At 71.3% G+C, this 20,349-nt stretch carries 20 protein-coding genes; 3 read left to right on the top strand and 17 right to left on the bottom strand.

Going from position 1 to position 20,349, the window contains the following annotated elements; all coding sequences use genetic code 11:
• The first annotated feature begins 107 nt into the window (after window positions 1–107).
• Window positions 108–3,116: a 3-keto-alpha-glucoside-1,2-lyase-like domain-containing protein gene (locus ACZ7L7_RS31485; protein WP_472077731.1), complete on the top strand. Its 3,009-nt coding sequence runs from the start codon at window positions 108–110 to the stop codon at window positions 3,114–3,116.
• A 57-nt stretch (window positions 3,117–3,173) separates the two neighbouring features.
• On the opposite strand, the gene ACZ7L7_RS31480 is transcribed toward ACZ7L7_RS31485, so the two are convergent.
• From ACZ7L7_RS31480 to ACZ7L7_RS31455, 6 genes are all read right to left on the bottom strand, one after another.
• Window positions 3,174–3,497: a DUF3618 domain-containing protein gene (locus ACZ7L7_RS31480; RefSeq protein WP_285514014.1), complete on the bottom strand. Its 324-nt coding sequence runs from the start codon at window positions 3,495–3,497 to the stop codon at window positions 3,174–3,176.
• Window positions 3,494–3,913 (bottom strand): phage holin family protein, encoded by a 420-nt coding sequence (locus ACZ7L7_RS31475; RefSeq protein WP_472077730.1) that lies wholly within the window; start codon window positions 3,911–3,913, stop codon window positions 3,494–3,496. Before ACZ7L7_RS31475 ends, ACZ7L7_RS31480 begins: the two co-directional genes overlap by 4 nt.
• Before the next feature lie 70 nt (window positions 3,914–3,983).
• Complete coding sequence (locus ACZ7L7_RS31470; RefSeq protein WP_285514016.1) at window positions 3,984–5,051, bottom strand: YihY/virulence factor BrkB family protein; 1,068 nt, start codon at window positions 5,049–5,051, stop codon at window positions 3,984–3,986.
• Window positions 5,052–5,109: 58 nt separating this feature from the next.
• A complete protein-coding gene (locus ACZ7L7_RS31465) occupies window positions 5,110–5,775 on the bottom strand; it encodes a pyridoxamine 5'-phosphate oxidase family protein (protein ID WP_285514017.1) in 666 nt (221 codons plus the stop codon).
• Window positions 5,776–5,885: 110 nt separating this feature from the next.
• Entirely contained in the window at window positions 5,886–7,127 is a 1,242-nt protein-coding gene (locus ACZ7L7_RS31460) for a hypothetical protein (RefSeq protein WP_285514018.1), read from the bottom strand.
• Between the two features lie 29 nt (window positions 7,128–7,156).
• Window positions 7,157–7,384, bottom strand: a complete 228-nt coding sequence (locus ACZ7L7_RS31455; RefSeq protein WP_285514019.1) for a hypothetical protein — start codon at window positions 7,382–7,384, stop codon at window positions 7,157–7,159.
• A gap of 321 nt (window positions 7,385–7,705) precedes the next feature.
• Between ACZ7L7_RS31455 and ACZ7L7_RS31450 the strand changes: the two genes are divergently transcribed.
• Both ACZ7L7_RS31450 and ACZ7L7_RS31445 read left to right on the top strand, forming a co-directional pair.
• Window positions 7,706–8,245 (top strand): hypothetical protein, encoded by a 540-nt coding sequence (locus tag ACZ7L7_RS31450; RefSeq protein ID WP_285514020.1) that lies wholly within the window; start codon window positions 7,706–7,708, stop codon window positions 8,243–8,245.
• A gap of 10 nt (window positions 8,246–8,255) precedes the next feature.
• Entirely contained in the window at window positions 8,256–8,996 is a 741-nt protein-coding gene (locus ACZ7L7_RS31445) for a VOC family protein (protein ID WP_472077729.1), read from the top strand.
• On the opposite strand, the gene ACZ7L7_RS31440 is transcribed toward ACZ7L7_RS31445, so the two are convergent.
• The 11 genes from ACZ7L7_RS31440 to ACZ7L7_RS31390 all read right to left on the bottom strand — a co-directional run bounded on the left by ACZ7L7_RS31440 (window position 8,983) and on the right by ACZ7L7_RS31390 (window position 20,341).
• Complete coding sequence (locus tag ACZ7L7_RS31440) at window positions 8,983–9,564, bottom strand: GNAT family N-acetyltransferase (RefSeq protein WP_472077728.1); 582 nt, start codon at window positions 9,562–9,564, stop codon at window positions 8,983–8,985. The genes ACZ7L7_RS31445 and ACZ7L7_RS31440 overlap by 14 nt on opposite strands.
• Before the next feature lie 26 nt (window positions 9,565–9,590).
• The gene (locus ACZ7L7_RS31435) at window positions 9,591–10,166 is read right to left on the bottom strand and encodes a hypothetical protein (protein WP_453598748.1); all 576 of its coding nucleotides are present in this window, start codon (window positions 10,164–10,166) and stop codon (window positions 9,591–9,593) included.
• Window positions 10,167–10,205: 39 nt separating this feature from the next.
• Window positions 10,206–10,889: a 2-phosphosulfolactate phosphatase gene (locus tag ACZ7L7_RS31430; protein WP_285514024.1), complete on the bottom strand. Its 684-nt coding sequence runs from the start codon at window positions 10,887–10,889 to the stop codon at window positions 10,206–10,208.
• A gap of 285 nt (window positions 10,890–11,174) precedes the next feature.
• A complete protein-coding gene (locus ACZ7L7_RS31425; RefSeq protein WP_472077727.1) occupies window positions 11,175–12,119 on the bottom strand; it encodes a C45 family autoproteolytic acyltransferase/hydolase in 945 nt (314 codons plus the stop codon).
• 123 nt (window positions 12,120–12,242) lie between these two features.
• Window positions 12,243–12,716 (bottom strand): hemerythrin domain-containing protein, encoded by a 474-nt coding sequence (locus tag ACZ7L7_RS31420; protein ID WP_285514026.1) that lies wholly within the window; start codon window positions 12,714–12,716, stop codon window positions 12,243–12,245.
• Between the two features lie 31 nt (window positions 12,717–12,747).
• Window positions 12,748–13,962: an MFS transporter gene (locus tag ACZ7L7_RS31415; protein ID WP_472077740.1), complete on the bottom strand. Its 1,215-nt coding sequence runs from the start codon at window positions 13,960–13,962 to the stop codon at window positions 12,748–12,750.
• A gap of 250 nt (window positions 13,963–14,212) precedes the next feature.
• Window positions 14,213–15,205, bottom strand: coding sequence for an Acg family FMN-binding oxidoreductase (locus tag ACZ7L7_RS31410; RefSeq protein ID WP_285514027.1), 993 nt, complete (start codon window positions 15,203–15,205; stop codon window positions 14,213–14,215).
• A gap of 53 nt (window positions 15,206–15,258) precedes the next feature.
• The gene (locus ACZ7L7_RS31405; RefSeq protein WP_285514028.1) at window positions 15,259–15,705 is read right to left on the bottom strand and encodes a hypothetical protein; all 447 of its coding nucleotides are present in this window, start codon (window positions 15,703–15,705) and stop codon (window positions 15,259–15,261) included.
• A complete protein-coding gene (locus ACZ7L7_RS31400) occupies window positions 15,705–18,323 on the bottom strand; it encodes a multicopper oxidase domain-containing protein (protein ID WP_472077726.1) in 2,619 nt (872 codons plus the stop codon). The genes ACZ7L7_RS31405 and ACZ7L7_RS31400 overlap by 1 nt, the downstream gene beginning before the upstream one ends.
• Window positions 18,320–19,570, bottom strand: coding sequence for a TIGR04053 family radical SAM/SPASM domain-containing protein (locus ACZ7L7_RS31395; RefSeq protein ID WP_453598763.1), 1,251 nt, complete (start codon window positions 19,568–19,570; stop codon window positions 18,320–18,322). The genes ACZ7L7_RS31400 and ACZ7L7_RS31395 overlap by 4 nt, the downstream gene beginning before the upstream one ends.
• A 267-nt stretch (window positions 19,571–19,837) precedes the next feature.
• Complete coding sequence (locus ACZ7L7_RS31390; protein WP_285514031.1) at window positions 19,838–20,341, bottom strand: hypothetical protein; 504 nt, start codon at window positions 20,339–20,341, stop codon at window positions 19,838–19,840.
• Window positions 20,342–20,349 lie beyond the last annotated feature (8 nt).

Below are 20,349 nucleotides of genomic sequence, written 5' to 3'. Positions count from 1 at the left end.
AAGTCTCCTAACGTTTCCCGCGCGCCACAGCACTCTGCTCCACCCACCCGCTGCACCCGCCACCCGCAGCCCGGCTCCGTACGCGATACGAGCCGTGAGGAGGACGTATGAGCACATGGCCCGCGCGAAGACGCGGACTCCACCGATCCCTTACGACCGCACTGATCTGCTGCACCGCCGCCCTCGGTCTGACCGCCGTCCCGGCCGGCGCACAGCCGCGGGCGGCCGAGGAACTGCCCCCGCAGGAACCGGGCGTCACACTGCGCGTGTTCGACGTGCAGGTGCCGTTGGACGAGCTGTGCACACTCAAGCCGGGCCAGACGCCGAACGTCGACAAGCTGAGGCCGGTCATCGACTTCTCCTCCGTCGAGGACTTCGGCTTCGAGTCGAACTTCGTCAGCGAGACCACCGCCAACATCGACGTGCCGCAGGACGGTACGTACACCTTCCGGCTGACCAGCGACGACGGTTCCCGGCTGGTCATCGATGACAAGGTTGTCATCGACCACGACGGGCTGCACGGCGCCGAACCCAAGGACGGCGCGGTCGAGTTGACGGAGGGTTACCACTCCCTGCGCATCGACCACTTCGAGCGCGGCGGCGGGCAGCAGGTGACCCTGGACTGGCGGCCGCCCGGCGCCTTTGACTTCGCGCTCGTGCCCAACTCGGTGCTGAGCACGGAGGCGGACGTGGTGCGCGTGACGGCGCCCGGGCGCAAGGAGTGCGAGGGCGCCTTCGACACCCCCGGCGACGGCCTGCCGCTCACCGAGGTGCACCCCGACTACGACCTGACGGACCTGCGTCCCCCGGGCTTCGAACCGCAGGTGTCCGCCATGGACTGGCTGCCCGACCGGCGGCTCGCCGTCACCACGTGGGGCGGGTCGCAGACGACGGCGGGCGAGGTGTACCTGCTGGACAACGTCACCGGCGCCACCGGCCCCGACAAGGTGACGGTCAAGAAGATCGCCTCCGGGCTCAAGGAGCCGATGGGCATCAAGTACGTCGACGGCAAGCTGTACGTCTCGCAGAAGCACGAACTGACCGAGCTGACGGACACCGACGGCGACGATGTCATCGACAAGACCCGTACGGTGGCGACCTGGCCGTACGGCGGCAACTTCCACGAGTTCGCCTTCGGCCTGCTGTACAAGGACGGGTACTTCTACCTGAACCTCTCCGTCGCCATCAACTACGGTGGCGCCACCACCGATCCGCAGCCCGCGCAGAACCGCGGCACGACCATCAAGGTCCACCGCAAGACCGGCAAGGTCTCCTACATCGCGGGCGGTCTGCGCACCCCCAACGGCATCGGCTTCGGTCCCGGCGGTGACCTCTTCGTCACCGACAACCAGGGCGGCTGGCTGCCGGCCTCCAAGCTGGTGCACATCAAGCAGGACCGCTTCTTCAACCACTACACCAACCCCGACGGCCCGTTCGACCACAACCCCGTCACCCAGCCCGTTCTGTGGCTGCCGCAGAACGAGATCGCCAACTCCCCCAGCACCCCGATCTACGTCGCCAAGGGCCGCTACGCCGGTCAGATGCTGTTCGGTGACGTCACCTACGGCGGGCTGCAGCGGGCGTACCTGGAGAAGGTCAAGGGCCAGTACCAGGGCGCCGTCTTCCGCCACACCCAGGGCCTGGAGGCGGGCGTGAACCGCATCAGCCGCGGGCCGGACGGCGCGATCTACGCCGGTGGGCTCGGCGCGGGCGGCAACTGGGGCCAGGAGGGCAAGCTGACGTACGGGCTGCAGAAGCTGACGCCCAACGGGGGCAACGCCTTCGACATCCTGGCGATGCGTGCCGTGGACGGCGGTTTCGAGCTGGAGTACACCCAGCCGCTGTCACAGGAGACCGCGGAGAACCTGGCGGCCCGCTACCGGGTGAAGCAGTGGCGCTATGTGCCCACCCCGGCCTACGGCGGCCCCAAGGTGGACGAGGAGCCCCTCACCGTCCGCTCCGTGAAGCTCTCCAAGGACCGCAAGAAGGTGCGGCTGGCCATCGCAGGGCTGAAGCCCGGTCATGTCGTCCATGTCCGCTCGCCGCGCCCGTTCGCCTCGGACACGGGTCAGTCACTGTGGAGCACGGAGGCCTGGTACACGCTGAACAGCCTCACCGGCGCCCAGCCGAAGTCGGCGTCCCTGTACGAGGCGGAGGAGGCCGCCCGCAGCGGCGGGGCCGGTACCAACACCGACCACGGCGGTTACTCGGGCGCGTCGTTCGTCGACGGCTACGGCACCGAGGGCGCCACGACCACGTTCACGGTGAAGGTGCCCAAGGCCGGTACGTACGACGTGGGGCTGCGCTACTCCAACGGCCCCAACCCGTTCCAAGGGACCAAGACGATCAGCGTCGACGTCAACGGCACGAAGGTGAAGCAGACCCGGCTGCTCAGTACCGGCGACTGGGACACCTGGTCCACCCGGACGGAGAAGCTCACCCTGCGGGCCGGTACCAACACCATCGCCTACCGGCACGACTCCGGCGACGACGGGCACGTCAACCTGGACCTGATCACCGTGCACAAGTCCGGCAAGCGCGTCACCCTCTTCGACGGGGTGGACCGGTCGCTGTGGCAGCACACCTCGGGCCGGGCCGCGCAGTGGCCGCTGCTCCCGGACGGCGGCATGGAGGTCTGCTGCGGCGATCTGCGCACCAAGACCGCCTACCAGGACTTCAAGCTGCACGTGGAGTTCCGGCTGCCGAACCTGCCGCCGGACGTGACGGGCCAGGACCGCGCCAACAGCGGTGTCTACCTCCAGGACCGCTACGAGCTCCAGATCCTGGACTCGTACGGCGACACGGACCTCGCGAACAACGAGGCCGCGTCGATCTACAGCCGCAAGGCGGCCGACATCAACGCGGCGCTGCCGCCGGAGACCTGGCAGACGTACGACATCGACTTCCACGCGGCCCGCTACGACGACGCCGGCAACAAGACCGCGGACGCGCGGGTGTCGGTGAAGTGGAACGGCAAGACCGTCCACGACGACGTCCCCCTCACCTCCCCCACGGGCGGCGGCGCGGCCGAGAGGGCCGCGGCGGGGGCGATCCGCCTCCAGGACCACGGCAACAAGGTCCAGTTCCGCGACATCTGGATCGAGCCACTGAGCTGAAGGACTCCCGTTGCCCCTGCCCGGGTGCGCACCCGGGCAGGGGCAACCGCCGTGCTCTCACCTGTGTTTGCGCCAGCGGAGCAGCAGGAGCACGGTCAGCGCCGCGCCTCCCACCGCCAAGAGCGGGGTGCGGTTGGCCTGCACCCGGGTCCTGACCTGCGCGGCCGTCTCCGCGGCATGGGTCTTGACCAGTGCGGTCTTCTCCGCGGCCTGTTGCTTGGCGGCCGCGGTCTTCTCCTGGGCGCGGGCCTTGATGTCTGTCTTGGCGGCGAGGGCTTCTATGGTCTCGCCCAGTTCCTCACGGTCCTCGTCGACCTGCGTACGCAGCTCCTCCGGGGAGGGGGCCGCGGCGTGGTCGGGCCGGTGCTTGTCGTGGGTCATCGGTGCGCCTTCTCCTTGATCTCGGCGATGTCGGCCTTGACGCCGTCGATGGCCTGGCCGGGTGTCGCCGGGGTTGCCTTGTTGATCTGCCGCTTGCCGAGCATCGCCATGACCGCGGTGATGACGGCGAGAACGCCCGTGACGATCAGGCCCGCCGCCCACACGTCCATCACCAGCGACAGGGCGGCGATCGCCGTGGCCGCCAGCGCCTGGAGCGTGATCACGCTCATCAGCCCGGCGCCGCCGAACAGGCCACCGCCCTTGCCGAAGCGCTTGCCCTTCGCGGTCATCTCCGCCTGCGCCAGGCGCATTTCGTCGCGGGCCAGCTGTGACAACTGCTGCGAGGCGCGTTGTACCAGCTCGCCCACCGAGTCCTGGGTCCCGGCGGCTGTGTGGTGGGCCCGGTCTGTCGTCATGGATGCTCACCCGTTCCTGGTCGGCGGTCTCGGTCGGATCGGGTGCCGGGTACCCCGTGCCGGGCCGGCCTCACCGCTCGTCCGGGGACGCGCCGGCCCCTGTGGTCTCCGCCAGTCGGCGGCGGTCCTCCTCGTCCCACTTGCGGGTGTCGCGGGGCCGGACGTACGGCTCCTGCCCGGCCGGGTGGCCACCGGCGACGGCGCGCTGACGGGCCAGTTCCGCGTCCCACTCCAGGCCCAGCAGGATGGCCAGGTTGGTGATCCATAGCCACACCAGGAAGACGATCACGCCCGCGAAGGTGCCGTAGGTCTTGTTGTAGGAGCCGAAGTTCGCCACGTAGAGCGCGAAGCCGGCCGAGGCCACGAGCCAGATGAGCAGGGCGAGGACGCTGCCCGGGGTGATCCAGCGGAAGCCGCGGACGCGGGCGTTGGGTGTCGCCCAGTACAGGATCGCGATCATGAACGTGACGAGGACGACGAGCACGGGCCACTTGGCGATCGACCATGCCGTCAGGGCCGTGTCGCCGATGCCCAGGGCGGTGCCGGCCTCCTCGGCCAGGCTGCCGGTGAACACGACGATCACCGAGCTGATCACCGCCAGGACCATGAGGACGACGGTGACGCCGACGCGCACGGGCAGCACTTTCCAGATTGGGCGGCCCTCGGGCACGTCGTAGACCGCGTTGGCCGTCCTGATGAACGCGGCGACATACCCGGACGCCGACCAGACGGCGATCAGCAGGCCGAGGACGGCCATCACGGATCCGATACCGGCGCTGCCCTGCAATTGCCGCACGGCGTCGCTCAGCACGTCCTGTACGGCGCTCGGGGCCACCTTCTCGATGGTGTCCAGGACCTCCCGCGTGGCCGACTCCCCGGCCACGCCGAGCAGGGAGATCAGGGCCAGGAGTGCCGGGAAGAGGGCCAGGATGCCGTAGTAGGTCAGCGCCGCGGCCCGGTCGGTCAGCTCGTCCTTCCCAAATTCCTTCACGGTGCCTTTGAGTACCGCTTTCCAGGAACTCTTGGGCAGGTCGGTCGGGCTGTCCGGCTCCTGCCGCTCCACCTCGGCGTCCGGCCCGGTCTCAGCCGTATCCGGCCCGTGCCCGTGGCTGCCGTGCCGTCTCAGGGTCCGCATCATTCCGGCCGAGTATCCCCGGAGACGCCCGCCCAACCACCGATACGGGCCCCGGCCCGGGTCACTCGTAGCGCAGCCGCAGCGATTCCTCCTCCGCCCGCTCGATCTCGGCGATGGTCAGGTCCGGGAGGTTCAGCTGCGCGAGGGTCACCTCGGCGCTGGTGGGCTGGGCGTCCGGGGACAGCCATTCCTCCGGCTTCCAGGCGTTGGCCCGTATCAGCGACTTCGGGCAGTGCGGATAGACCTCCTCGGTCCGCACGACGATGGCGGTGACGGGCGGCTTGCCCACGGGGGTGAGCCGGGAGAGCAGCTCGGGGTGCGTCGTGACGCAGGCGCGGCCGTTGACCCGGAGCGTGGTCGGCCGTCCGGGGATGAGGAAGACCAGCCCGACCCGTCCGGTCTCCACTATGTTGTGCAGGGTGTCGAGACGCCTGTTGCCGGTCGCGTCCGGTATCGCCAGCGTCCGCTCGTCCAGCACCGACACGAACCCCGGCGGCCCACCCCGCGGCGTCACATCCGGCCGCCCCTCGGCGTCCGCACTCCCCACGAACACCAGCGAGGAGCACCCGATCAACGCCCGCGTCTGCTCGGTCAGACGGTCCATCTGCTTGCGCAACGCGTTCGGATTCGGCTCCGGGTAGAACGCGCGGAGCTGCTCCGGGGTGGTGAGGGCGTCTGCGCGCAGGGAGTTGAACAGCGAGTCGGCGGCCTCGGAGTCAGTGGTCATACGAAAGACCCTAGGCGGACGGCGGAGTTACGGCGATCCGGCCCCCTGGCGATCGGTGAGTTCGCCCGTCGTCGTGTACTGCGGCGCCATCGCCAGGAAGCCGTGGCGCGTCACTCGGCCTCCGCCTCGTCGCCGCGCCGTCGGCGTACGCGTTCGGCGATCCCGGTGGAGAGCCTGCCCGTGACCGATCGCGCCCGGTCGAGGGACTGGTTGCGCAGGCGGCGGGCCACGTCCACGCCCTCCGCGCCCGTCTCGACGACCTTGGCCCTCGCCTCCGCGGCCGCCTCCTTCCAACGCCTCGCGTCCAGGGACTGGCGGCCCTGCTCGATCCCCAGGTGGTCGTGGAAGTCCACCACGGCGGTGGCCACCTGGTTGATCGACTGCACCACGGCCGGGGACGCGGAAGGGTGCAGCAGAACCTTGGTGTTGGCCGTGTCGGCCACCATGTCCACGCGGGACAGCAGGCGTTCCGTGGTGCCGGAGATGAGCTCCGTACGCTTCCGGCGGGCGGCCTTCAGCGCGAGGCGGTGCGTATCCAGTTCCTCGGGTGAGGTGTCCAGGACCCGGTCGAGCTCCAGTACGGCGAGGGCGTCGTGGAGTTGGCAGCACCGGGCCAGTACGGCCAGCCACTCCCGTACGGCGGACTCCGCGTCCCGGGAGGCCCTGGCGAGTTCGCCGATCTTGTTCTTCTCCTCCATCTTCTCGGTGAGCGCGTCGAGTTGGCGGAGTGCGTAGGCCTGGGTGCGGGCGATCACCAGCGACATGGTCTGCACCTTGGACCAGGTGACCTCGGAGACCCGGCCCACCTGCTCGCGGACGGTCAGGGCTTCCTCGATGACCAGGCCCGCGCCGATCATGTCCGCCAGTACGCCGTCCTTCTGGGCACGCAGTACGTCGTCGACCTTCTCGTCGATCGCGGCGAGATAGGCGGTGACCTCCTCCATGGCCTGCTGCATGGCGAGCTGGGCCATGAGCCCGGCGGCACCGGAGAGGAGCGCGGGATTGCTCGCGAGCGCTCCGGGCGTGCGTACGACTTCGAGGAGGCCCTTGATCTTGCCCTGCTCCGTCACGACGGCACGGGCTACGCCAGGGTTCGAGCCCTTCATCAGCTCGTACTTCTTGAGCGCCTTGGCGGACTGCTCGGTGAGCTTCACCCAGCGTCCCGCGTTCTCCGCGATCTCGGCGCCCGTCTGCGCGGCTCCGGCCAGCGCGCCGAAGGCGGACCCGAGCCGGGACAGACCGAGGTCCTTCGACGGCAGTTTCTCGGAGGCGAGGAAGCGTTCGACAGCCGACGGGCTTCCGATGACCGCCAGGCCATCGCCGTCGCTGATCAGCTCGATGTCGTTCGTCATGGTGCGGCTCGACAGCTCAGCGGCTCAGGTCACGCCCGCCGGTATACGGCCTGCCCCGGGTCCGGCCTCTCGATCAGGCCTTCCTCGGCGAGTTCCCGAAGGTTGCGCCGGGCCTCCTTGCCGGCCGCCTCCTCGCTCGTCGGCTCGTATCCGGCGACCCGCAGGGCCAGGACCGCGCGTTCCGTGTCCCAGTCGCCGCCCAGCGCCCGAATCACCGCCGCGAGTGCCTGCTTGTGCGTCAGCTGCGTCTCCGCCATGTCGTCCTCCCCTTCGACAGCCGCCACAGCATATGCGGAGATCGACTGGCGCGGGGTGCTCTCCTCCGAAGTAATGATCGTGACGGGGTGCGCGGGCGTGAGGAGCGTGCGAGAGCGCTTGTCTGCATATATCTGCCCCCTCTGTGCGCTGGCGCTCGCCCCATGCGGTGAACTGCGCGCTCCTCCCCTGTGCGTACCTCATGCGCCCCGTTTCACTGAGCACTCACTCACTTTCGACGCAAGTCACCAACACACACGCATCGTCGGATCAGACGTTGACCTGCCGGGACCTCGGGCCCGACATGACGCAGGAGGTTTGTGATGGCACTGGCACAGTGGACGAACGCGATGGAGTGGCTGGCCGCCGCCGCGACCGACCCCCGGTCCTGCAAGAACGACTGGCAGCGCGGCACAACAGGCGTCCACCTCTTGGCCGCCGGACGGTTCTGGGACGTACTCATCGTCCCGGCCTGTCTCGGTCTGCACGCGGCCGACATCCTGGCCGATCTGCCCCGGCTCGAACCGGGCCCGGCACTGCTGGACAGCCGACGTCAGCACATCGGCTTCTTCCTGCCGCCCGCGCCCTCCAGCGTCTGGGCCGGGCACGACATCCGCTACCTCACCAGAGGAGGCTGGATCGCCACCCCCGCTCCGCACTGCCGCTGGGGCGACCTGCGCTGGATCTGCCCGCCCGACGGAAGCGGCACCCTCAACACACCCGAGGCACTGGAACTCGCCCTGCACCAGGCCATGCACGAACTGGCCCGCACCCACGGCATCCCGCACCAGCATCACGCCCCGCACCACGGCACGGCTCACGGCACACAGGCGCCACCACCCACTGCCGCGCCCTACGCCTAGGATCACCGGCATGGCGCTGCGACCGGTGATGGTGAACATCAAGTCCCTCGACCCCTCGGCGCTCGGCCGGTTCTGGGCGCAGGCGCTCGGCTGGACCGCGTACGCGCCCGGCGTGACGACCTACGTCGGCCCGCCGGGCGGCCTCGTCTGGCCGGACCCGGTCTTCGTCGGCGTCGACTTCGTGCCTGTCCCGGAGGCCAAGGCGGCGACGAAGAACCGGGTGCATCTGGATCTGGCGACCACCTCCACCGCCCATCAGGAGGAGTTGTTCGCCCGACTGCGGGGTCTCGGGGCGACGCCGGTCGACATCGGTCAGGGGGATGTCCCCTGGACGGTTCTCGCCGACCCCGAGGGCAACGAGTTCTGCGTACTGGAGCCCCGGGAGACATACCGGGACACCGGTCCGGTCGCCGCGATCGTCGTCGACTGCGCGGACCCACGGGCCATGGCACGGTTCTGGGGCGAGGTGCTGGACTGGACGCCGCGCGAAGTCTCCGACGAGGGTGCGGTGTTCCGCTCGGGCGAGGATGCGGGTCCGTACCTCGAATTCATCCGTACGCCCGGCACGGAAGCCGTGCCGGACCGCGTCCATCTGGATCTGCTCCCCTCCCCCGGCGACGAAGAGGCGGCGGAGGTGACCCGACTGCGGACGCTGGGCGCCACGGACCTCGATGTCGGACAGGGGGACGTGGCGTGGACGTGCCTGTCCGACCCGGAGGGCCATGAGTTCTGCGTCCTCAGCGCAGGTTGAGCAGCATGACGTTGCGGAGTTCGGCACCGGCTGCCGCCGGGCGTGCCTGCCCGATCGCGCGGTAGCCCCACGCCGTGTAGGCGGCGGCCGCCGCCCCGTTCTCCGGATCCACATTCAGCATGACCCGCTCCGCCTCCAGGCCGTCGAGCAGCGACTCGTGCAGTCGGCGCGCGATACCCCGCCCGCGCCAGGCACGGCGGACGGCGAGTTCCATCAGGCCGAAGGTGCGGCGGCCGTCCTCCCGTCGCATGTCCTCCGACACCGGCTCGGTGAACTCGTCCCACCAAGGCGTGTCGGCCGGCAACGGCCACCCGTACGCCATACCGACCGGCTCGCCGTCCCCGGTACGGGCGAGCGCGGCACGGAAGGCGGGCCGCGCGGCCTGGGTGGTGAACCTGAGGAAGGCGGCCGCGACGTCGTCCGCGGTCTCGTGGTGAGGGGGCTCGGCGAACACCTCGGCGTAGATCAGCCGCAACTCGCCCACGGCCCGCGTCGCGGCTGCGCCGTCCAGGCGCGCTGTCGCGACGGTCTCCTGCGGCACTCCTGTTGCCTTCTCGTTCGGGATCATGCCGAGGACCGTACCCGGCGGGGCAATCAGGTGTGCAGCCGTGCGAGTTCATCCGCACGACGGTGGTCCTTCGGGCGGCCCAGGGCTCGGCGCATGCTGATGAGGTCATCGAGCGCGGCGTAGCGGATCGTGAAGCCGGCGGGGTCGCTCGCGGTTTCGGCACGGGTCAGGCAGGGCGCGACGTCCATGGGTCCCCAAGGGAGGGCGGGGGTGCACAGGTCTCCGGCGGCGCCGGTGACCCGGTAGCACGTCTGAGCCCGGCTCAGATCGGGCACTTCGCCACAGCCGCTCGCGGCGAGGGCATCGCGCAGGGCGCGCGCCTCGCCCGGGGTGCCGTCCCAGAGCAGGTCGAGGTCGCCGGTCAGTTCGGTTGAGCCGTGCATGATGCCGGCCACCTGCCCGATGACGACGGCGCGCGAACCGGCGTCGTGCAGCGCCTTGAGGAAGGGCAACGGGTCGAAGCCGAGTGCCCCGTCCGTGGCGAAGGTGCCCTGCAGATCATCGGCCTCGTCCGGGCGGCGGCCGCTGGGGACACGGCCTCGTGTGGCTTCTTCGGTACGGGCGAGGGCCTGCCGCAGGCGCAGGGCAGCTGTGTGGCGCATGGGCACATCCCAACACGTTCGGCCCCGGCTGTCCGGAACCTACGGTGCACCCGTCCGGTACGGACGCAAGGTCATCAGCGCTTCCTCCGAGGTCGCCACCATGGCGAAGGGGAAGCGGTCGAGTTCGAGGCAGAGTGCGACGTCGTCGGGGTGGACGCCCTTGCGTATGCCTTGCGTCAGCTCCCTGGCCGCGCGGGAGTTGGCGGCTCGGCGCAGGTAGTCCGCCGCGTCCGCCCCGGGGTCCGTGACCCGGTGCGCGATGTACTGGGCGCACGCCAGGTCTTCGTCGGCGCGGCCGTCCTCTCCGGTGACCACGAACGTCGTACTGTCGCTCCCGCGCGTCCGCAGAACCGCAGCCGTCGCCTCCGCCACCACGAAGCTCGCGCACAGCACCAGCGACGCGTCCTTCACCGCCAGCGCGCCGACTGTTCCTGCGGTTGTCTTTTGTACGACGGTTCGGCCGTCGAGGTCCGTCGAGCGCAGCAGGCCGGGTGAGTTGACCGCGTCGAAGCCCGGTGCGGGCGGGCCGTCCTTCAGGGCGACCCAGGCCGGGTGCGCGGATTTCAGGGCGAGGGCCTCGTCCAGGGACTCGGCGAGGACGATCTTCTCCGCGCCCCGCGCGAAGGCCCAGGCTGCCACCGTGTAGGCGCGCATGACGTCCACCACTACTGCCACGGACGGGACTTCGGTCAGTTCGGGGATGCCGAGGAATCGTGTGTCCATCCGGCTCATGATCGCGCAGGCAGGATGTGGGTGGGGTCGTTTTCCTCCAGCCATGCCGCCAGGCGGTCCCGTACCGCCTCGGCCACGCCTGCACGCACCGCGGCGGTCGTCAGGCGTGGTGGACCTCGGCGATCAGGTGGCGCGACAGGGCGTTGGTCACGAAGGGGCCCATGCCGAAGCAGCCGACGGGGAGGTACCGGTGGTTCAGGGGATCGGCTGTGCGCGCGTCAGGAGGTCCTGGAGGGTGTGGGTGTGCGCGCCGTCGATCGACTCCCTTTCTGGCCGTCATGCCGACTGTCCGATCGTCACCGTGCGGGAGCCCGGGGTGAAGCGGGCGAAGGACTGCTCCCAACTGTCGTTCGGCCAGTAGCAGGTCAGGCGGCCCTCGGCGGGGCGGTAGTGGGCCGTGTAGACCGTGCCGAGGCCCTCGTCGTACGCGGTCTGGTACAGCGGCGGCTTCAGCATCGCCGACACGTCCGGTCCGGCCGCGCGGATGGTGCGCAGGCGTTCCTGGGTGCGGGAGAAGCGCTCCTGTTCCTCCGGGACCGGCAGGTGCTGGTGGTTGGCGGCGCAGGCCTCCGCGGTCTCGGTGAGGGGGATGTCGGGGCCGACGTGGACCGTGACCGCTCGTTCCCGGTCCACGAGGGTGACGTTCTGCGGGATGGCGATCGGGACGGTCCGGAGTTTGGCCACAGCCTGGTCGACGGTGTCGCAGGTTTCCAGCAGATAGCGCAGGACGATCAGGATCGCGAAACCCGGGCCGTGCACGAAACGGCCGCCGAAGGTGAGGGAGACGGCGAGGCCGGCGTCGTTCATGCCGTCCAGCAGGCCCCAGCCCGCGTCCTGCATACCGATCACCGGGCGCAGGAAGTGGGAGCGCACGATCGTGCCCTCGCACTCGTCGGGCGCGAAGTCGTAGTTGCGCAGGAGGGTGCCGTCGGCGCCGATCTGGGTGCAGCCCGAGAAGAAGGGGCGCAGGGTGGCCAGGGTGAGGAAGGTGTCGCCGCCCGGCCGGTCCAACTGCTCGGTCAGGCGGTCCAGGACCGGGACCAGCTCGGGCATGTGCGTCGCGAACAACTCCCTTGCCCGGACCGCGCCTTCCGGGGTTCGGCTCTCGTCCGTCAGCCAGCTTTCCGCGATCGGCCACATGGGTCGCGTGTGGGAGGCCCAGCGTCCGTCGCTTCCGTCGCCGATGTCGATGGCGCGGAACGTCTTCCGCAGCTCGCTCATGGGCCGCCACTCTCCTTCGGCTGCGGTCGGGAGTACAGCAACCTAACCAATTTCGCGCGGAATTGACCATTGCGTTCGGCGGGAGCGCTGGGTGATCACGCGGCACCCGAACGTACGGGCCGCTCAGGCCGCCGGGCGGGACAGGGTGCTGCCCGCCTCGGCCCGGACCGTCTCGACGGCTTCCCAGTCCTCGGTGCCGAGGTTGGCCAGTGCGGCCGGGAAGACGCCGTCCTGTTCCTTCAGGATGTGGTCCCGCAGGAGGGCCATGGCGTCCATCAGGCGGTCGGGCCAGCCCGGGTCCGCCAAGTAGGCGCCGTTGGCCTCGGCCAGGACCGCCTCGATCCTGCGGTGTTCGGCTTCCAGGGCGGCGATCTGGTCGGGGAAGTCACCGGCCAGGGCGGGGAACAGACCGTGCTCCTCGACCTGGGTGTGCGGGCCGAGCACGCGCCCTATCTCGCGGGCGATCTCCGCCATCCGGGCCACCCCGCCCCGCTCGTGGGCGGTGCGGAGGTGGCTGATCAGCCGGACGACTTCCTCGTGTTCCCGGGTGAGTTCGTCGATGGTTTCCAGGGCCTGGCAGCCGCAGTACTCGCACACCGGTCGTGTCCTCTCTCTCCCCGTGGTGCCGTTACGCGGTGGTGTCCGCGGTGCGGGGCTCGGGCCGGCGTCCGCCGCGCGCCTTGGGCGCGCCGTCGCCCTCCGCCGCGGCCCTGACCCCGGTGAGGGTGTAGATCAGGGCGGCGGTGGCCACGACGGCGAGCAGCGCCAGACCGGCCGCGTAGGTGCCGTACTCGCCGTACAGCGAGCCCATGACCAGCGGGGGAAGGAAGCCGCCCAGGCCGCCCGCCGCGCCGACCACGCCGGTGACCGAGCCGACCTGGTTGCCGGGGGTCAGGAGGGCCACCAGGGCGAAGGTCGCGCCGCTGCCCGCGCCGAGCGCGGCGGCCATGGCGAGGAAGGCGACCGTGCCCAGCGGTGCCAGGGGCGGGGTGAAGGACTGGACGACGGCTCCGAGGACGACCACGGCGAGCGAGCCCGCCAGAACCCGTACGGGGCCCAGCCGGTCCGACAGCCAGCCGCCGAACGGGCGCATCGCCACGGCGAGGATCACGAACCCGGCCATGCGGTTGGCGGCGTCGGCCTGGGTGAGGCCGTAGCCGGTCTTGAGGTAGGTCGGCAGGTAGACGGAGAAGGCGACGTAGCCGCCGAACGCGACCGCGTACAGGGCCGAGGCCTGCCAGGTGATGGGCAGTCGGGCGGTGGTGGCCAGGCGACGCCCTAGCGGTTCGGTCGGGACGGTGCGGCCGGGCGCGTCCCGCAGCAGCAGCGCGGCGACGGCGGCGTAGACGGCCAGGACCGCGGCGGTGATGAGGAACGGCGTGGCCATGCTGCCCGCGTCGACCAGCTTGACCGTGGTGAGCGCGCTGATGGCGGTGCCGCCCATGCCGGCGCCGAAGACGCCGATGGCGAGGCCGCGCCGCTCGGGCGGGAACCAGGCGTTGACCAGAGGCACGCCCACGGCGAACGCGGTGCCGCCGATACCGAGGAAGAAGCCGCCGATCAGCAGGGCGGCGAGGGAGTCGTGTCCGGCCAGGCCCAGGTAGAGCACCGGGACGATGGTGGCCGCGGACACGATCGGGAACATGACCCGGCCGCCGTAGCGGTCAGTGAGCGCACCGACGGGGATACGGCCCAGGGAGCCGACCACGACCGGCACCGCGACGAGCAGGGACTGCTCGAACGACGACAGGTCGAGGCTGTCCTTGAACCGGGGGCCGAGCGGGCTGAGCAGCGCCCACGCCCAGAAGTTCACGGCGAAGCCGACCGTGGCCAGGCTCAGCATCAACCATGCCCGGCCGGGCACCGATACCGGTGCTCCCGACGGCGAATCGCCGCTCTGCGACTTCAACGGCTGGACCATGTGTCCGTCCCTTTCGTCTTGTGCGGGTGGTACTGCGCCACCGCGGACACGCCTCCCCCACCGGGCCGTTGCCTGCTGGGCGGTGTCCTGTCACCACTCTCCGCACCAGGGGTCACGCGAAGGATGGGCCACCGGTCCCTGCCCGCGGCCGGACAGTCCCGGGCCGGGGGGCCTAAAGTCCCGTCCCCTTGGAAAGTCCCGGGTCACGGCGTGGTGTGCGGGGGCCCTCGGGGCCGTAGCCGAAGCGGATCAGCATCTGTGGATGGCACCTCTTGTGCCGGGCCAGGACCGCGGCGGCGCGCAGGTCGGGCCACTCCATGGCCTGGTGCATGAGGGAGGTGCGTACGCCGTGGGCGGTGGCCGTGAGCAGGACGTACTGGAGGGCCTGGCCCGCCCGCAGCCAGTCCTGCCTGCGGTCGTGCGTCGTCCACAGCAGGGCCAGTTGTACATGCCTCTCGAACCACACCGCGGGGCGGTGCACGCCGGGCAGCGGGCCGGTGAAGTCCCGCATCGGCAGGCGCCGGCCCGCGTCCGGCGGGCCGAGGGCGGTGACGGGGATGCCGTAGGGGGTGTCGGCGCCGGGGGCGGTGATCCAGGAGCGGGTCTCGGCGGCGCGGTCGGGGTGGGTGTGGGACCGCTCCTCGGCCGCCGCGGTCAGCCGCAGCAGCCGTCGGGTGCCGCCGTAGTCGGGCAGGTGGAGGCGGGCGCCCGCGGCGTGCGCGGCCGTGGCCATCTCCGCGAGGACCGGTTCCGGCACCGGGCGGCCGGTGAACGGCATACGGCTGGTGTGGCGGCGCTGGATGGCCTCGTACAGGCCGGGGTCGGAGCGCCGCTCGTCCGGACGCAGCGGATCGGCCAGGCGTACGGCGGCCAGCAGGCCGGGGTCGTTGGGGTCCGGCAGCAGCCGTACCTCGGGCCGCCAGCCCCAGTGCACGGCGGCGAGGCGGAGGTTGAAGACCGCCGCACCCACGGAGAGGTACTGGGCGCGGTGCACCGGGTCGGCCAGTGGCAGGGCGCGCTCCGGTGCCGAACGGACCTGGAGCACCTGGGTGTCGGGGTCGAGGCGGAAGCGCCAGGGCTGGGTGTTGTGGATCGACGGGGCGGCCACCGCGGCCGCCAGGAGCGACTCCAGGGTGGCCGCGTCCAGCACGGCTTGGGCACGCATGATGCCTCCTCGGTGTTCTGTTGTCCTTGGGGGAGCCCGGCGACCGGCGGATGTCAGGTCGCGGGCAGGGCCGTGGCGAGCAGGACCACGCCAAGGGAGCCGACCAGGGAGACGACCGCCAGGGAGCGGGCCAGGTCGGTGCGGCCCTTGGAGTGGGCGATGCCGTGTCCGGCGGCGGCGAGCATGACCACCACGAACAGGGCGAGTTTGGTGGCGAAGGTGCGGCCGTAGCCGGGTTCGGCGAGGGAGGCCCAGGTGATGCCCTTGTGCCAGGCCATGGCGAGGCCGGTGGCCAGCTGTACGGGCAGGAACACCGCCCCGGTCAGCAGGCCGAAGCGGCGGCCGGCCGCGGCGGTGAAGGTGTCCTTGGCCTCCGGGGCGAGCAGGTGGCGGGCGAGCGGCAGGATCACCAGGGAGAGGGCTAGTTGGCCGCCGACCCACAGGGCAGCACCGGCCACGTGCGCGAACCGGATGAGGGACCACCAGCCGACGGTGTCCATCAGTCGGTCACGTCCACCATGCCGTGCGCGCCCGCTTCGGCGTGCCGCATGTCGTGGTCGACGAAGGCGTAGTGGCCGGCCTCGGGGAAGGTGGTCTCCACGAATCCGCCCTGTGCCGGGGCGAGGTCCAGCACCTGCGCGCCGCCCGGGTCGCCGGGCTTGAGGAGGTGGGTGCCCTCCTTGTACACGGTGTCGAAGACGGTGCCGACGATGTGGAAGGCGATGCCGTCGGTGGGTCCGGCGGCGACCACCCAGAAGCGGGCGCGTTCTCCGGCCTTCGCCTTCAGCGGCTGTTTCGCGTACTGGTTGGCGACGCCGTTGAACGTCCAGGCGTCCGGGTCGCCCTGGCGCATCTTCGTCACCTGGGCGGTGCTGCCGGGGGTGCCGAGGTACAGCTCGGAGGAGACCAGGAGGTATTCGCGGTCGACCTTCGGCAGGCCGGGCGGGTCGATGACGACGGCTCCGTACATGCCGTTGCCCATGTGCTGGAGCATCGGCGCGGTGCTGCAGTGGTACAGCCAGGCCCCGGCCTTCTCGGCGCGGAAGCGGTAGACCAGGCGTTCGCCGGGCTGGAGGGTGCGCATGGGCCGGTCGGGGGCGAGGGAGCCGGCGTGGAAGTCGATGCCGTGGGCCATGTCCTTGTCGTCGTTGACGAGGGTGATCTCGAAGACGTCTGAGACGGTTCCGCGCAGCGTGGGGCCGGGTGCGGTGCCGCCGAAGGTCCACATCTGCTGGCGCACGCCGGGGGCGACCTCCACGGTGGTGTGGTCGGCGTGGAGTTCGAGCTTGTGGAGCTTGCCGCCGGGGGCGGGGGCGAGTTCGGCGTCGCGGGCCTTCCAGCCGTGCGAGAAGTCGGCGCCGAGGTCGAGCCCGCCTGCGGTGGCCGTGGTGGTGTGCCCGCTGTGCCCGTCGGGTGAGTCGGCCGTCCCGTCCTTCACGACGATGTCCATGCTCATCCCGGCCGCCCGGTGGCCCGGCAGGGTGCACCAGGCCTCGCGGTCGTCGGTGATGGTGCCGAGGTCGAGGACGCGGGTGTCGCCCTTGCCGAGCATCGGGGTGGCGGGGCCGTTCTCGACCTTCAGGTCGTGGCGCTGGGCGTCGTCGTTGGTGACTTTCAGCCGGAGCGCGGTGCCCGGGGCGACCTCGACGCGGGCGGGGCGGACCCGCATGTGGGCCAGGGTGACGGCGACGATGCGGACCTCGCCGTCCGCCGCGTGGGAGGTTCCGGCGGCGCTGGTCCCGGTGCCCGTGTCCGCGCCGCCGCTGTTGGCGACGAGCACGGCCAGTACGGTCAGTGCGACGCCCGCCGCGGTGCCCCACAGAGCGGGGTTGCGTGACGTGCCCTTCTCGGGTGAACGGCCGCTGCGGGCCAGTACGACCATGGCGAGGCCGAGGAACGCGGCCCCCGCGAGCGCCGCCAGCAGGACGCCGGTCGTGGTGGCGGGGCCCGGCAGGGGGAGGGCCGCCAGCAGGATGCCGGTGTTGAGGACCACCAGCCTGGGCAGCCAGCCCCGTTCGAGGACCGCGCGGACGGCGGCGCGTTCCTCCTGGCCGCCGCACAGGACGACCGGCAACAGATAGGTGAGCGCGCCGATCAGGATCTGCGCGACGAACCCGATGAGCAGCACCGGCATGAGCGTGTCGATACCGGACTGGGCGTTGGCGAGGGACCGGCTGGCCAGCAGGGCGAGATCCGCGGCCACCGCGACCAGCAGCCAGCAGGTGGCGGCCGCGAGCATCCACACCGCGGCGGCGGAGACGGGCCGATGGCCGCGTACGGTACGGACGAAGAGGTTGACGGCGAGGGCGACGCCCTCCACGTAGAGGGCGAGGCCCGCCACGGCCGGCCAGCGCCAGCCGAGCGCGAGGGCGGTGACGGTCACGAGCAGTCCGCTGCCGGTGAGTGCCAGGACCCAGCGGGAGACCTTGGTGGTGCGCTCCTTCATGCGGACGCCGAGCACGGTCGGCCACAGCATGAACAGGGTGCCCAGGACGGGCAGTCCGATCCAGCCGAGCAGCGTGACATGCAGGTGGGCCAGGCGCAGTCCCGCGTACCGGTCGGGTCCGGCGCCGCCGTTGGACAGCAGCCAGCCGAGCAGGGTCCCGGCGATCAGGGCCGCCGTGGCCGCCCGGTAGGAGGAGACGATCGGCTTGAGCCGTCCGCCGAGCGCGCCGCGGCCCAGGCGGACCAGCATCACCAGGTGGGCGGTGGCGGCAGCCACCAGCAGGGCGGCGAAGACGGCGGTCAGGACGGGCGTGGCACTCCAGACGCCGATGAGCAGTCCGGCGACGGCGATGTTGGCGGTGGCGAGGCGGGCGGTGCCCAGGCGTTCGTCGGGGAGGCGGGCGTGCAGCAGCGCTACGGCGAAGTGCTCGCTCCAGATGAGGATGGCGGTGGTGACGGCGCCGAGCAGGAACATGTGCACGGCCAGCCAGCGCGATATCGACAGCGAGTCCTGCGCGGCGACGGCCAGCAGGGCGAGGCCCAGCCAGGTCACGACCAGGACGTGGGCGCGCAGATGACGGGCTCTGACACCGGACTCACGGAACCGGCTGGGGTAGCGGGCCGGTCGGCTCGCGTCGCCCGTGCCGGTGGGCCCACTGGCGATGCTGGTCATGCCACTCCTCGGTGCTGCTGCGTGGCCGCCCCGGCGGACAGCAGCGCGGCCAGTTCCTGCTGGTGCGGGAAGGACCCGGGCACGTAGGAGCACCACGGCTCCTCCGCGTACGGGTCGCCGGTCACGCCGTAGGCGCGGGAGCGCGAGCCGCCGCAGACCTGACGGAACTCGCAGGCCCCGCAACGGCCGCCCAGCCGGTCGGCGTCCCGCATACCGGTGAACAGCTCGGAGGTGCGGTAGATCCGGGTCAGCGGAGTCTCGCGGACGTTTCCGGCGCCGAGCGGGAGGAAGCCGCTCGGGTGCACGGTGCCGGTGTGCGAGACGAAGACGAAGCCGCGGCCCGCGTTGACGTCCAGCGGCGGGCGCCGCACCCGGCGTGCCCCCGGGTCCAGGCCCAGTGCCGCGACCGCCTCGCTCAACTCCCGGTACAGCGGGCCCAGTTTGAGCACCGCCGCGTGGTCGTCGCCGGTGGCGGCGAGGACCTGGCGCTGCAGGGCGACCCGGCGGAAGTGGTGGGCCTCGGTGGTCTTGGCGGGCACGGTCAGGCCGATGTCGTAGACGAAGTTGAGGACGTCCTCGACTTCCTGGGCGGTGAGCGCGCCGAGGGCGCGGCCCCGGCCCGTGGGCACCAGGAAGAAGGCGCTCCACAGCATGGCGCCGTGCTCGGCGACCAGGCGCACGATGTCGGGCAGGTCGTGCAGGTTGTGCCGGGTGACGGTGGTGTTGATCTGCACCTTCATGCCGAGGGCGCGGGCGGCGTCCCAGGCGTCGAGGGTCCAGCGGAAGACGCCGGGGACGCCGCGGAAGGTGTCGTGGATGTCGGCGGTGGAGCCGTCCAGGCTGAGCGACAGGCCCACGGCGCCGGCCTCGTGCACCGCCTTCAGACGCGCCGGAGTGAGGGTGGGCGTGCCGGACGGGGAGACCGCGACGCGTACGCCGATCTCGCGTCCGTGGGCGATGAGTTCGTTCAGGTCGGGGCGTTGGAAGGGGTCACCGCCCGTGATCACGAACAGGGGTGCGGGGTGGCCGAACTCGCCTACCTGGCGCAGGAGTTCCTTTGCCGCGTCGGTGTCCAGCTCGCGCGGGTCGCGGTCGGGTACGGCCTCGGCCCGGCAGTGCAGACAGGCCAGCGGACAGGCGCGGGTGGACTCCCAGATGACGATGAACGGCCGCTCCCCCGCGTCGTGCCGCTGACGCCGTACGGCCTGGCCGGTCGCGTTCATCGGGCGGCCCTGCCCAGCGCCCATGTGCTGTGTCCGGCCGCCCTGGAGTCAGGGCAGACGAGGCGGGCGGCCGGACGGTGACCGGGCCGGACCGTGCGCGGCGCCCACCGCGAGCGACAGCGGTGGTATCGGCCTCGGGGGCGGTCGATGTTGTCGTGCACGGGGGTACCTCCGGATCGGTCGCCGTCAGCATCCACCGGCGGCGGCGGTCGGCGCGGCGGCCGATGGTCTTGCGGGACAGGGCCGTTGGTCCCTTTTCAGGACTGGGCGGTGCGTTCTCGGGGGCCGTCCTCAGGGCAGGCGCGCCGGGCGCTCCGTCAGGGCGTCGGCGGTGGCCAGCAGGGCGGCGCCCAGTCCGGTCAGTGCGGCGCCGAGGCCGGTGACCAGGGTGGTCAGGTGCCAGGCCTGGTAGGCGGAGAGCAGGGAGGCGCGCAGGGACTGGCCCATGAAGGCGGTCTGGCGCAGCTCGGTGAGCTTGTCGTCGTCCCCGCCAGCGGCGTGCAGTTCCGCGGTGATCTCCGCGTACGTGCGTCCGTTGGTGGCGTGGGCGACGTTGCCGCGGATGAACTCGGCGTAGGCGTGGGCCTGCGGTCCCGTCTCCACGGGTTGGCCTGCGTGCCGGGCGAGTTCGACGGGGAGTCCGCGCTCGGGGAAGGTGATCTTCTGGGCGGCCAGTTCGGCGCGTATCTCCCTTCGGGCGCCGCGTCCGCGCCACAGCATGACCGGTCCGGCGGCGACCAGGGCGGCGCCGACCGTGCCGAGCAGGAGAGGGGTGTGACGGTGCGATCCGTCCATGTCCGGTG

This window comes from Streptomyces sp. NPDC110618 (assembly GCF_055657065.1).
Note: the sequence above shows the minus strand (reverse complement) of the source record. Positions and strands in the feature narration are given on the sequence as shown.